Source organism: Corynebacterium callunae, from assembly GCF_046592015.1.
GTDB classification, from domain to species: Bacteria; Actinomycetota; Actinomycetes; order Mycobacteriales; family Mycobacteriaceae; genus Corynebacterium; species Corynebacterium callunae_A.
Window position 1 is genome coordinate 23,719 of sequence record NZ_JAWVOB010000007.1, and the last position, 13,018, is coordinate 36,736.

Sequence of the window (13,018 nt, forward strand, 5' to 3'; positions counted from 1 at the left end):
GAGTACTGAATCCGAGGTTTTTGCAGTTTAGGGCACTTTATTCAGTCTTGCGCAGCACCAGCACCAAATTGCTCACCAAAAATTCCCGAACTACTGGAACCTGCACCATCCACCAAGCCCAGTGCGGGTGATAGCGCGGAAAAGCGAGGACGAGCTCGGCACCTGAGACTTGAGCAGCCCATTCCAAGCCCTCGGCACAGGAAACATCAAAAAGCGATTCACCAAAGACATTTTTGGGCGCATGACCATGTTTACGCTGGTAGTGCTCACGCGCGAACTCGCCACCCACATAGTGCTGCCACATGCCCGTTTCATGGCCGCCAAAGGGGCCCAGCCAAATGGTATAGCTCAATACTGCAATGCCACCGGGTTTAGTAACCCGCAGCATCTCTGAGCCCATCCGCCAGGGATCAGCCACATGTTCTGCCACATTAGAGGAATAGATAATGTCACAAGAATTATCTAAAAGAGGCAGGTCAAGGCCAGATCCGCGGACTGAGCCTGCAACTTTAATGCCGGCTGCGCTCATTTCACCCACATCGGGTTCCACACTAAAATACTGTGTTCCGCGCGCGCGGAAAGCGGAGGCAAAATAGCCGGGCCCTCCTCCCACATCCACGACCACCTTGCCGGCCAGTGAGTGGCCGGTGACATCGTGGCTGATGGCGTCGATAAGCATGGCAGTGTCTTGGGCGAGGTTGCCATAGAAGATATCGGGGCGGGTTTGTTCAAAGCGGAAATCGCTGAGCAAGCCGAAGGCGCGGCGCAGGGTTGCCAGCCGGCGGGTGTGCGCTGGGATCAATTGGTGGACCAGTCCAGGTCGCGGATATCCTCACCGTTCATCCAGCGCAGGACGGTCGTGATCGCGGTGGAGACATCAGGCACGATGGTGGTGTGGCTTACGCCTGCAACGCTATATTCCAGGGTCCAACCATCGAGCTCATCAAAGCTGCGGGCCTTGATATAGGTGGATTCATCGGCGGGATTGTCCAGGTCAAAGCGACTAATGGTGATAAAGTCCGCATCCTCATGCATGAGCATCATCAGTGGTTCAAGTCCCAGGCGGGAGGCACCGATGCGGGCATCGTCATCGCCGCGCATTTTGATGGTGAAGTTAATATCTTCATCGCCAAAGCGCAGAGTTTCGCCATTATGCTGCAGCCCCAGGCCCTCTGCCAGCACAAAGTCATCGAGCCACCCGAGGTTGTCATTGATGAGTTCTGCAGCGACCTCAATGGTTACGTTATCGGCGTTGGCAAAAGGGACACCGATAAAGTCAGCTCCGTCCTCGGCGGCGGCAGTCAAAATAAGCTCGCGGATCTCCTCGGGGCTGTGGCCGGGGGCGCGGAAAGGCGAAAAAATCGTAATGGTTTCTGAGCTGCTTGAAGTCATAAAACTATTATGACTGCTTTGGGCACAAGGCGGGAATCCGGGGACTACCTCTGGTACCGGCACCGCGCACCACCACAAACCCGCCACAACAGCACAGCACCAGCGCACACCAGCGCACCGCAAACCCGCCACAGCAGCACATGCGACTAAACTGAGAAACCCTATGAAAATCCTTTTGTTGTGCTGGCGCGATACCACCCATCCCCAAGGCGGTGGCAGTGAACGCTACCTGGAAAGAGTGGGGGAGTACCTGGCAGCACAAGGCCATGAGGTTATTTTCCGCACCGCCGGCCATACCGATGCGCCGCGCCGTTCACTCCGCGATGGCGTGCGCTATTCGCGCAGCGGCGAGAAATTCAGTGTGTATCCCAAAGCATGGGCTGCCATGGCACTGGGCCGGCTGGGCATTGGAACTTTTGCCAAGGTTGATGTGGTGGTTGATACCCAAAATGGCATTCCCTTTTTTGGCAAGTTTTTCTCCGCCAAACCCACCATTTTGCTCACTCATCACTGTCATCGCGAGCAATGGCCGGTGGTAGGCCCAGTGCTGGCACGCCTGGGTTGGTTTTTGGAATCCCGCGTTGCACCGCGCGCCTATAAAAATGCCCCCTATGTCACCGTCTCCCAACCCAGCGCCGAAGAGCTCATTGCCCTCGGTGTTGCTGCCGAGCGGATTCACATTATCCGCAATGGCCTAGACCCGGTGCCCGCTCATCTGCCGCACCTCGACCGCGAGGGCGTGCACTTGATTACCCTCTCGCGCCTGGTTCCGCATAAGCAGATTGAACACGCCATGGATGTGGTTGCTGCCCTTGATGGCGTGGTGCTTGATGTTGTTGGCAGTGGCTGGTGGCAGGAAGAATTGGTGGCTTATGCCCGTGAGCTCGGCGTAAGCGACCGTGTTATCTTCCACGGTCAGGTCGCTGAAGATCATAAACACGCCCTGCTGGAGCGCGCCGCCATCCACCTTATGCCCTCCCGCAAAGAAGGTTGGGGCCTGGCCGTCACCGAAGCCGCCCAACACAGCGTGCCCACCATCGGCTACCGCAGCTCCGGAGGCCTGCGCGATTCCATCGACGACGGCCACACCGGAATCCTGGTTGACTCCAAAGCACAACTTATTGCCACCACCAAAAAGCTGCTTGTCGACGCGCCCCTGCGTGCCCAACTAGGTAGTGCCGCGGCTAAGCGTGCCAGCACCTATAGCTGGGACACCGCCGGTGCCCAATTTGAGCAACTACTGCTCGACCTTAGTGAAGGCGCGAGTACTCCGGCGCGGCCGGAAAAATAGCAGTCCCACAGGCAGCACTAACCACCCGATACTTAGTCCCACCCCCAGATAAAAGCGCCAACCACGCTGGGGTGCAGCAGCTGTTTCTATGATGCTGCCATCCTCGGCTACCACCACACCCACGCCGAGTTCTTCTAGCTGTTCCAGATCACCCCGCGCCCACGTATCTTGGGCGGCCACCCACCGCTGTGAAGGTGCGTCAGTAACCACGCCATCTACGCGCAGCTCACCCGATTCCACCACCGATAGTGCCTTGGTGCGCGGATCCACCACCACAATGCCGTCTTCCCGCAGAACCAAGGTGGATTGTCCCACCAACAGCACATCACGGCCGGCTGCTAGCTCTGCCAGATCCGCAGTTGCCTCCACATGTGTGGAACTTGGTTGCAACACTGCCACCGCGCGGGGTGCATCAGGAATTTGCAGCAGCGCCAACAAAGTTGCCACCCACGCCAGCGGTGTGCGCAGCCCCGCAGCCAGTGCCACATAGGCAGGAATGACAAACATCAGAAGTTTTTGGGAATCGCGGAATAGCGCCGCGCCGGGGATATTCGCAATGGCCCAGGTGAAATATTCCGGCACCAGCCAGGGACTCAACGCGCCTAAAAATCCCGCCACTGCCAGCACCAACAAAGGCCATGGGCAGTTGCGGAGACCCCCGAGCAAAACGATAAATAACAATATTCCGGCGATGGCAAAACCAGCCTCCCGCGACGCCGGCACCGCGCCCGCGTTCCAGATGCCACCCAGGCCCAGCGCCGTGCCCACAGTGCCGGCGAAGCCTTCCGCACGAATCCCAAAAACCGACACCCCAGCTGCAGCTGGCGGTGCCAAGAGCGCAGGGATCAGCCAAGGCAGCCAGCTTAAGAGTCCAAAAATTGCCGTTAGTGCTTTTCGACGAGACGATGCAACACCCACAATCACCGCCACAAAAGCCCCAGTCGGGGAAAGGGATGCCGCCCACATGACCACAATCTGCCAGCGCGGAGATTTTCTTAGAGAAATAATCAGCGGCAACAACCACGCCGCCATCACCAAAGACCAATGCCCCTGCAGCAAACGCTCCACCACAAATGGGTTATAGATGGCGATGGTAACAGCAGCAAAAGGAGCTTTACCCAGGCGCATTGCTCCCCACGCCCCGGCTAGTCCCGCCAGTACCAACATAATGCGCACCAGCCAGCTCACCGGCATAAAAGCTAAAAGTGCAAGTACTCCGTCTTGGGGTGCATTACGCGCTGGCAAATCACCAAAACCCAAAGCATTAAGTGAAAGCGCAGGATTATCCACTACCGCCATATCGCGGAGCAGGAGTTCCCCAGGGTGTGCCAGTGGCCAGAGCAAAGAACCCACAAGGAGGGTGCTCCAGGCCCAAAGCAGCATCCTGTGGGTAGTAGACATGGCTAACGACCGAGGTTTTGCACAGTCTTGGCCAACTCACCGCGTTTGAAAATACCGGTCTTAACCGCGCCAATAACAATGAGCAAAAATCCGAGGAATTTAGAGGAGAAATCGAGGATTTTGGCGAGCTGAATTTTCTGGTTAATGTCCTCTGCGCGTTTAGTCATCTCTGCCCGTGAAGCATCGGTGTAGGTGAATTCCACTGTTTGCTCCCCGCTGGCATCATGGAAGGTCATCACTTCTTCTTTGTTGATGATCAACCCAGAGTTTTTCTCAACTTCAATGGTGCGCTGCACTGAGTAGTTGTGTGTCTCATCTAGCGGCGCATATCGAAGATCCTGGTAGAAAGTATAAATATCGTCTTCGCGGGAGACATAGTCAACGGGTTCTGCTGTGCCCAAGATGATGTCATAAAAAGGATAGGAATTGCGTAGTGCATTTGCTGGGAAAAACCAGTGCAAACCTTCGCGGGTTTGATTGCTGCTATCTACTGGGGAACCGGAAATTGAAGCAGTGGGTTCAATAACCGGGAAACGCGAGTGTCCAATCAGCGTGAGCTCATCTTTTACCTCAGAAACCAGCTGGCCAGAATCATCGGTGATGGTGAGATCAACACGGGTCCTAATCTCATCGATTTTTTCCGTTGGTGCGGTGACGATGTGTTCTGTGCGGGTATAGCCCTGGGGGCTTTCACTGATCACGCTAACGTCTAAATCTTTAGGCAATGTTCGTGCCTGGCCGAGCATATATGGAGGTACTAGGGCTGCGAAAATGAGTAACAATACGCCGAGAGTTATAAACACCACGGATGATCTTTTCATTGTGTGTTACTCCTTTCCGCTAAGCTCGCATTTTGAATAATGTCTACCCAATCATATGCACCCACCCGTCGCCACGAATTCATTAGCTCACTCGAGGGCCTGCGCGCAGTAGCCTCCCTTGGAGTGTTGGCTACCCATGCAGCTTTCCAAACTGGGATGGATCCCGCAAGCAATGTCGGAGCGATCCTGGCGCGTTTTGATTTCTTTGTGGCCGTCTTTTTTGCGCTTTCTGCATTTGTGCTCTGGCGCCGCCGCGAAGGCCAGTCGTGGGCGCAGTACTACCTCAAGCGCTGTGCCCGCATTATGCCTGCTTATTGGGTGTGCGTAAGCTGCGTACTGCTCTTTATCCCAGGTGGGCCGTGGTTGGCTAATCTCACGCTCACCCAAATCTATTGGCCAGATGGCCTCATGACGGGACTAACCCACCTGTGGTCTTTGTGCGTGGAAGTGGCCTTTTATGCTGTCCTGCCCTTGTTGGCGGTGGTCTTGGATAGATTTGGCAAACCGCAGCGCATTGGAATTATCGTGGTTTTGGCACTAGCGGGCTTGGGTTGGGCCTGGTTGCCGATGGTGGAATCTTCACTTGGTCAAGGCTGGGCCAATATGCAGATCTGGCCACCTTCTTATATGTGTTGGTTTGTCGTGGGCCTAATCGCTGCAGAACTTGAAGGTCTGCAAATTCCTCAGTTGCCCTATGGTGTGTGGTGCGTGCTCAGTGTGATTATTGCGTGGATAGCAGGCCAAGAATGGTTTGGTCCGCTTGGACTCATTCACCCCACACCCTGGGAATTCAATTTGAGGATTTTGGCTGGTACTGCCTTTGCAGCGGTCTTGGTAGTGCCGCTGGCATTGGGTGGCTCGGCAACTTTGCTCAGCTCACCTCTGATGCAAAAACTAGGGCAGTGGTCTTATTCCATTTTCTTATGGCACCTGCCCGTATTAACGATTGTTTTTCCGCTTTTGGGTATTCAAGTTTTTAGCGGACATTTTCTGCTGGTTTTGGTTTTTACTACCTTAATTACAATTCCGGTGGCTGCTGTGAGTTTTGAGTTTGTGGAGCAGCCGGTGCAAAAAGCGCTAAAACGCCGATTCCAGCGAGTAGCGCCAAAGCCGGGGAATCGCCGGGATAGCTAGCTGCCGGCCAGGGCGCTTGGGTTAGCCACAAACCACAAACAGTCAGGGGAACGGAGGCAACAGCCCAGCGTGGGATGAGGGTGAATTTCACAATCAACCAAGCACCAAGTGCCGGGATAAACCACCAACCCAGCATGGGAATAACAAAAATTGCAGCCCAGGGCGCATTGCCTGAATCTTGCCAGGGCTCTTTTGTGGCAGGCCGGCGGCTGCATACCCAAGCTGCGATCGCCAAGACCAACATTGCTAATTCCATGCCGAGGAGCAGGCTCAGCCGATAAGGTTTTTCACCAGCAAAGCCAAAGCTGAGCTCACCGCTTAGACCTGCGGGAATGACAAAAGCTTGGGCTCCAGCATCAATTTCCACCGCCTGTAAGGGAGTTTCGTCGAGAAGCGCAGTGGAACCGGAATTAAAAGCGCGCGTGGTGAGCAGCAGCCGGTCGGTAGGTGCTGACTCGATGGTGCTTAGTGGTTCCACGGCGGTGTGTGGGGCCGATTCGGTGAAGGTGACCCACTCGGATTGGGTGCGCAGCATATGTGTTCCGGCGCGCAGGGTGAGTGGGCCGCAGTCGATTGTCTGGCCGTCTAATTCGATATTGACGCAGGATTGCGCATCGACGTTTACCTCCATATCGCGCGGCACGGTGAATGCGCGATCCAGGAAGCTAGTGGGCACCGTCAAGCGTTGGAAAATGAATTTTTGCACCTCAGGGGAGGTGTTGGGGACAGTGATGGTGCGGGAGACTCCCTCCATGCTGAGCTCGGAAATGCCCACAAAGTGATCAAACTCGAGGCGGGCTGAAGGTTCGGCAAGGGTAAGGGCGGTGCTTTCGCCTTTTTTAAGCTCGCGCACCATGACGGAATCGCCGGAGGTCACGGTGACGGTGACATTATCGCGTGGGGAAATACTCAGAGTGGTGCCGGTGCCTTGGACTTCAAGCCAAGGTTTTGTATCGCCCGGAGTGGGGAACCAGGCGGTATTAAAACGGCCATCAACCAGCGAATTAAGGGAGCGGTCTGGAATTGCGCCACCCAAGCTGGTGGCGTCGGAACCCGAGGAGGAGGCTTTGAGGGAACCTTCGCTGATCACCTGCGTCGTTGGTCCTGCTGAGGGATAATCCACAAGGCGGTTTTTGACCTCGGTTTCTTCCATGCTGGCTAAGGCTGCAGAACTTTTGCCATCGCCATAGTTGGTGCCCACCAATTGCGGGGTATCACTGACTATTTCGGCATCTGCGCTGGTGAGAGTGCGAGGAGAATAGCCGTTAATAGCATCCAGTAAGGCGAGGATTTCACCACCGCCAGCAACCGCAGGCACGGCGGTGGAATCGCTGAGCATCATATCGCGCTGGGGGTCCAGTATGTAGACATCTACCTCGCCGAAGGTGTGCTTTTCACCGTCGATTGCTACGTCAGGAGAAGCATCGGTGCTGAGATCATGGCGCACCAGTACCACTCCAATGCCTAGGCGTTTAAGGGATTCACTGGGCAGCACCTGCGCTGAGCTTTCCGCTAGGCTTTCCAACCCATCAAGTCCGCGAATAGCTTCTGGGGGAACCAAGGGAATGGCATCGCGCACCGCCCATGGCACATCGAGCAGCGGTTGGGCCGGTTCATCGCGAGTCCAACCCCAGTCCTGACGGGCAAAGGAAGAACTTGGCCAAATGAGAGTGCGTGTATTGGCAGCATTGTGATTAATAAAGTCCGTGGCCTCATACCAATAGGAGGGCACCTCATCCCAGGTGCCTTGCGGTAATAAACGCCCTGACCAGGCAGGAGCAATAGCGCCTAGTGCCACCAACACCACTAACACGCCAGCTGCTCGGCGCTTGGGGCTCGGCTGTGGGGCGGTGAGGCTGGTGGGAGACCGCGTCGACAAGCGTGAAAAGTGGGAAAGGTGGGTGCCGAGGGCGGCCACACCGACCATCAGTGGCAGGCGGACCAGCAGGTCAAATTTATGTATATTGCGCAGGGGAGCCCCCGCGCCGTCGAGGAAGGTTTGGACGGCGGGCAGGTGAGCGCTGCCTAAAATGAGCAGGCCGATGCTGAGCATAAAAACCCACAGGCCACGGCGGTTAAGCAAAGCCAAACCAGCCAGACCACTTGCCGCCACCAACACGCTGAGCATGACAAATAAAGGTTCATTAACCAGCAGATATCCGGCTTGGCGCTCGGTATCCACAAAGGTGGTCCAGCTGGTGGTGCCCCGCAAAATCTCAATGGGATTAAGCCAAGCGGTAGTCACCGAGGCGCTTTCAATGAACTCGGTAAAAGGCGGGGCATAGCGTCCCAACACAATGAGCGGGCCCACCCACCAGGAATTAACCGCGATGATCCCCAGACCCCACACCAGCACCTGCCACCACCTGCGCGGATGTGGCAGCAGGCGATAAACAAGAATCACAGCAGCGGGGAGTAGGGCTGCCATGGTGGCGGTGGCGTTCACCGCGCCCATACACGCTGCTGGGAAGAGTGAGAGCGCAAAAGCGCGGGCAGTGAGATGCCTATTTAACAGCGGCAAACACACCCACGGCGCCACCATAATGGGCCAGGTCTCTGAGGAAATTGCCGTCAAGGTGGTTAGCGTGCGCGGGGAAAGTGCAAAAAGTAGCGCTGCAATAAATCTAAAAGTCGCGCTGCCGATGTTCAGACGCGAAACCACTGCAAGGAAGCCGGAGAATCCGACCCCCAAAACAAGCCACCACCACAGACGCTCGGCAATCCAATCGGGCAGAAAATTGGTGATAAGAAAGAAGAAACCCTGCGGGAAAAGATAACCATAGGCCTGGTTTTGCAGCTGTCCCATGGTGAAAGTATCAGTCCAGGCATGCAGTGCCCCGCCTAAAAATCCGGCGGGATCAAGCAGAAGATCTAATTTAGTATCGGCTGAAACTTGGCCGGGGTGTTGTAAAAAAACTAAAAAGCCCAGCAGTATCCACGCCCAAAAGTGTGGAAAGCGGGCTAAGTTGTGCACTAACTGTTGAGTAGAGCCCTGCCCCGATGTGCGCGATAGACGCCGAGCGCTAAGCCGTGCTCCCAGCCAGGTACTCAGCCCAGGGCTAGTTTGCTTCGCGTGAGCCATACTCCGGGCCACCAAGCAATGCATTATCGGCAGTTACTGCATTGCCCGTAGGCACAGTGTCCTGCCCCGAGATCATTGATACTCCAAGGACGGCAACAACGCCGACAGCAATACCCACGACGGCGCTTGCAATAGCAGGGCCGAGGGTTCGCCGGTTGAGGGAATCAGTTTCATATGCCATGACAGATCACGAGAATACCAGTCTTAAGCCGAATACAGCCAATAAATTTTTCCGCGACGTGGCCTGGAAAGCCCGGAGTGGCATGGCGTGGCCTGGCGAGCTGAGCCCGGGTGTGCAGCTTAAGCCTCGGGGGCGCTGGCCGCGTCGACAAGCGCATCACGCTCGTTGGCTGGGGGCACAATAAAAACCGGAATGCCCGCATTGTGCAGCACATTATCGGCCGTGGAGGACTGCCACAGAGATTTCCAACCCGAAATCGCGCGGGTACCAGTAACAATGACATCCGGGCGCAGCTCATCGGCAGCATCCACAATGGCGCTCCAAATCGCGGTGGCTGATTCCACCAAATGAGCCCGCGCCTGCAACCCCAAAGATTCCGCCAGTGCCACGCCTTCTTGACAAATCTGCAGCGCAGCAGCCTGAGCTGGGTCTTCTTGAGGCTCACCGAGGGAGGTCAAAGTGACAGCGCGCGCAGCTTGGTGATGTAAAGGCTCCCAAGCCGTAAGAATTTCCACCTTGCGGGGACGCAACAAGGCCGCCGCATACTCCATGGCGCGCCGGGATTCCCGCGAGCCGTCAAAAGCAATAAGCATGGTGGTGTCAGTGGCTGGATGTGATTCCGGCACGGTGAGCTCCTAAAATTCTGCTTCAGGTGGGGAGGGCGACGCGACCTTCTATAAACCGCAATTGAAATAATTGCCCGCGTTGTTCCTATAGTAGTTAAGCGTGTCGCCTCAATTGAGCAAATCCCAAAAGACCCTGGTCGCAACATTTTTTGCCGCGGCAGTGCTACTTTCGGCCTGCTCAAAAGAACTAGAACCACGCTTATCGACGCCTACCGCCGCGCCTACCGCGCCGAGCTCGACAACCCCGGCGCCTGAGCCTCCTGCGCCGACTGCTCCGACTGTGGAGGACCTGGCTCGGGCACAAATCCCCACTGAACAGCGCGCCCAGGTGGCATCGCTGATGATGGTGGGTGTGTCCAATTATGAGCAAGCCTTGGAAGCGCTGAACCAGGGTGTCGGCGGAATTTTTATCGGTTCCTGGACCGAGGAAAGCCTGCTTACTGAAGAGGGACGAAACATTGCTGCCCTGCGAGCTGCAGTGGGCCGAGATTTCTCCGTCAGCATTGACTTTGAAGGTGGACGCGTCCAGCGTGCCACCAGTATCTTGGGTGATTTCCCTTCCCCGCGAGTGATGGCGCAAACCATGACCCCAGAACAAGTAGAAAACCTCGCAGAAATCCTCGGCACCGGCCTGGCTGCACATGGGGTGACCGTGAATTTCGCGCCGGTAGTGGATGTTGATGCCTGGGGTTTGCCAGTGGTGGGTGACCGCTCCTTTTCCAATGATCCCAATGCGGCCGCCACCTACGCCACTGCCTTTGCCAAAGGTTTGACCAAGGCAGGTATCACCCCAGTGTTTAAACATTTCCCAGGTCATGGCCGTGCCAGTGGCGATTCCCACCTCCAAGACGTAGTGACTCCACCGCTGGAAGATCTAAAAACCTATGACCTGGTGCCCTATGGCAAAGCACTTACAGAAACCGAGGGTGCCGTCATGGTGGGACATATGATTGTGCCTGGATTGGGCGAAGAGGGGGTACCCTCCACCATCAACCCAGCTGCCTACCAACTCCTGCGCAGTGGGGATTATCCAGGCGGTACCCCCTTTAATGGGGTTATTTATACCGATGATCTTTCCGGAATGAGCGCTATTGCCGCGGATTATGCTCCTGCCGATGCTGTGCTCGCTGCCCTTAAAGCCGGTGCTGACCAGGCCTTATGGATTGACTATAGCTCGCTTAGTGCAGCGATCGACCGCGTTGATCAAGCTGTCACCAGCGGTGAATATCCACGTGAGCAAATGCTGGCCTCGGCTTTTCGGGTGCAGTTGCTGCAAATTACAGGTCAACAATAAGAGTGAAATTATCTGCTCATATGCTATTTGAGTAGGATTTTTGCACGCGTGCAACTAGCCTTTTTTATGTGAAACAAACTGGAAAAAAGTCAGCTATCAATAAAAATCGGACCACTGGGATCTTTGTCGGAATCCTAGTTGGTCTTTTTGTCATTGTTGCTGGGATTTATGGCGTGGATGTTTTCCTTAATAAGGACAACATTCCGCGTGGCACCACAGTGGGTGGCGTCAGTATTTCCAATATGAGCAAAGAAGACGCTCGCACTACTTTGGAAACTGAACTTGCCGATACTGTGGCGCAGCCGGTAGCCGTTAGCGCCGGCATCAAAAACACCCAGTTTGATCCTATTAGTGCTGGTGTAGGTATTGATTGGGATGCCACCATTGCCGGGGCTGGCGAGCAATCCTGGAATCCAATTACCCGTTTAATGGCTTTTTTCCAGAGTTCTGAAGCACCGATTGTGAGCACCGTTGATGCTGCAGCCTTTGACCCTGCTCTTGACCGCATGGTCACCGAGCTGCACAGCGAACCAGTTTCCGGAAACCTACATATCGACGCCGGCAAGGTTGTTGTGAACAACACCGTAGACGGCCAGTCTGTTGATCGCGCAGCCCTGGAATCCGCTGTCACCGAGCACTGGCTCAACCCCGAGGGCGTTAGTGTAGAAACCTCGGTAGTTCCAGCTGCCATTAGCCAAGAATCCCTTGATGAGCTGGCCGAAGGACCTGCAGCCAAGGCTGTTTCCGAGCCCTATGTGGTGCGTGGCGACGGCGGCGCAGAAGGCATTATCCCAGTTGAGCGCATGGGTGAGGTAGTGACCTTCCCAGAAGAGAACGGCCAGCTTCGTGTTGATGTTAATACCGAGGTAGCCACCGAAATTCTGGCAGCAGGCTTGGCCGACACAGAGACTGAACCAACCAACGCCAAGATCAGCTTCGCTAGCGGCTCCCGAGTGGTGACCCCAGAAGTTAATGGCCACGAGATCAACTGGGAGCAGACCCTCTCTGGTCTGAGCGAAGGTCTAATTGGTGATGGCCCCCGTACCGTCGATGCAGTTTATGAAGATACCCCAGCTACCTTCACCGCAGCCCAAGCTCAGGCCGCAACCTTTGATGAGGTCATGGGTGAATTTACCACCGGCGGATTCTCTGCAGCCTCTGGCGTCAACATTCGCCTGACCGCCCAAATGGTTGATGGCGCCGTAGTTTCCCCAGGTGAAACCTTCTCCCTCAATAACTACACCGGCCCACGTGGAGCAGCCCAAGGATTTGTGGAATCCGGCATTATTCTCGACGGACACTCCGACAAAGCTGTTGGCGGCGGTATTAGCCAATTTGCCACCACCTTGTACAACGCTTATTACTTTGCAGGACTTGAGGATATTACCCACACCCCGCACAGCTATTACATCTCGCGTTACCCGGCTGGCCGTGAAGCAACAATCTTCGATGGGGCCATTGACCTGCAGTTCCGCAATAACACCGACTACCCAGTGATGATTCGCACCTCTGCCGATTCCTCACAGGTCACCGTGCAGATCTTGGGCGTGGATACCACCAGCGTGGAATCCATCAACAACGGCCGCTGGGCAACTACGCAGCCAACCACCATGCGTCTCTCTGGCGATACCTGCGCACCTTCCACTGGCGCTCCAGGTTTCACCACCTCCGACACCCGCATTATCAGCGATCTTTCCGGCAATGTCATCAGCCGTGAAACCACCACCACGGTTTATGATCCTTCCCCCAACGTGGTTTGCTCATAAACCAGCTTTAAACTGGGAAAACCTCGATTT

At 55.6% G+C, this 13,018-nt stretch carries 11 protein-coding genes; 4 read left to right on the plus strand and 7 right to left on the minus strand.

Going from position 1 to position 13,018, the window contains the following annotated elements:
* Nucleotides 1–37: 37 nt before the first annotated feature.
* Nucleotides 38–802: a class I SAM-dependent methyltransferase gene (locus SFC07_RS08870; protein WP_411207888.1), complete on the minus strand. Its 765-nt coding sequence runs from the start codon at nt 800–802 to the stop codon at nt 38–40.
* Nucleotides 799–1,392, minus strand: coding sequence for a hypothetical protein (locus tag SFC07_RS08875; RefSeq protein WP_411207889.1), 594 nt, complete (start codon nt 1,390–1,392; stop codon nt 799–801). Before SFC07_RS08875 ends, SFC07_RS08870 begins: the two co-directional genes overlap by 4 nt.
* Nucleotides 1,393–1,555: 163 nt before the next feature.
* Here SFC07_RS08875 and SFC07_RS08880 point away from each other — a divergent pair, with 163 nt between their 5' ends.
* Nucleotides 1,556–2,683, plus strand: coding sequence for a glycosyltransferase family 4 protein (locus SFC07_RS08880; protein WP_411207890.1), 1,128 nt, complete (start codon nt 1,556–1,558; stop codon nt 2,681–2,683).
* On the opposite strand, the gene SFC07_RS08885 is transcribed toward SFC07_RS08880, so the two are convergent.
* Both SFC07_RS08885 and SFC07_RS08890 read right to left on the minus strand, forming a co-directional pair.
* The gene (locus SFC07_RS08885) at nt 2,630–4,084 is read right to left on the minus strand and encodes a hypothetical protein (protein ID WP_411207891.1); all 1,455 of its coding nucleotides are present in this window, start codon (nt 4,082–4,084) and stop codon (nt 2,630–2,632) included. The genes SFC07_RS08880 and SFC07_RS08885 overlap by 54 nt on opposite strands.
* Before the next feature lie 2 nt (nt 4,085–4,086).
* A complete protein-coding gene (locus tag SFC07_RS08890) occupies nt 4,087–4,905 on the minus strand; it encodes a porin PorA family protein (RefSeq protein ID WP_411207892.1) in 819 nt (272 codons plus the stop codon).
* 39 nt (nt 4,906–4,944) lie between these two features.
* Here SFC07_RS08890 and SFC07_RS08895 point away from each other — a divergent pair, with 39 nt between their 5' ends.
* Complete coding sequence (locus SFC07_RS08895; RefSeq protein ID WP_411207893.1) at nt 4,945–6,039, plus strand: acyltransferase family protein; 1,095 nt, start codon at nt 4,945–4,947, stop codon at nt 6,037–6,039.
* On the opposite strand, the gene SFC07_RS08900 is transcribed toward SFC07_RS08895, so the two are convergent.
* From SFC07_RS08900 to SFC07_RS08910, 3 genes are all read right to left on the minus strand, one after another.
* Nucleotides 5,924–9,013 (minus strand): DUF3367 domain-containing protein, encoded by a 3,090-nt coding sequence (locus tag SFC07_RS08900; protein ID WP_411207894.1) that lies wholly within the window; start codon nt 9,011–9,013, stop codon nt 5,924–5,926. The two genes, SFC07_RS08895 and SFC07_RS08900, sit on opposite strands and share 116 nt — an antisense overlap.
* An 85-nt stretch (nt 9,014–9,098) precedes the next feature.
* Entirely contained in the window at nt 9,099–9,302 is a 204-nt protein-coding gene (locus SFC07_RS08905; RefSeq protein WP_411207895.1) for a DUF2613 domain-containing protein, read from the minus strand.
* A gap of 119 nt (nt 9,303–9,421) precedes the next feature.
* On the minus strand, nt 9,422–9,895 hold the full coding sequence (locus tag SFC07_RS08910; protein ID WP_411208012.1) for a universal stress protein: 474 nt from the start codon (nt 9,893–9,895) through the stop codon (nt 9,422–9,424).
* 133 nt (nt 9,896–10,028) lie between these two features.
* Here SFC07_RS08910 and SFC07_RS08915 point away from each other — a divergent pair, with 133 nt between their 5' ends.
* Complete coding sequence (locus SFC07_RS08915; RefSeq protein WP_411207896.1) at nt 10,029–11,222, plus strand: glycoside hydrolase family 3 N-terminal domain-containing protein; 1,194 nt, start codon at nt 10,029–10,031, stop codon at nt 11,220–11,222.
* A 68-nt stretch (nt 11,223–11,290) separates the two neighbouring features.
* Entirely contained in the window at nt 11,291–12,988 is a 1,698-nt protein-coding gene (locus SFC07_RS08920; protein WP_411207897.1) for a VanW family protein, read from the plus strand.
* Nucleotides 12,989–13,018: the final 30 nt, after the last annotated feature.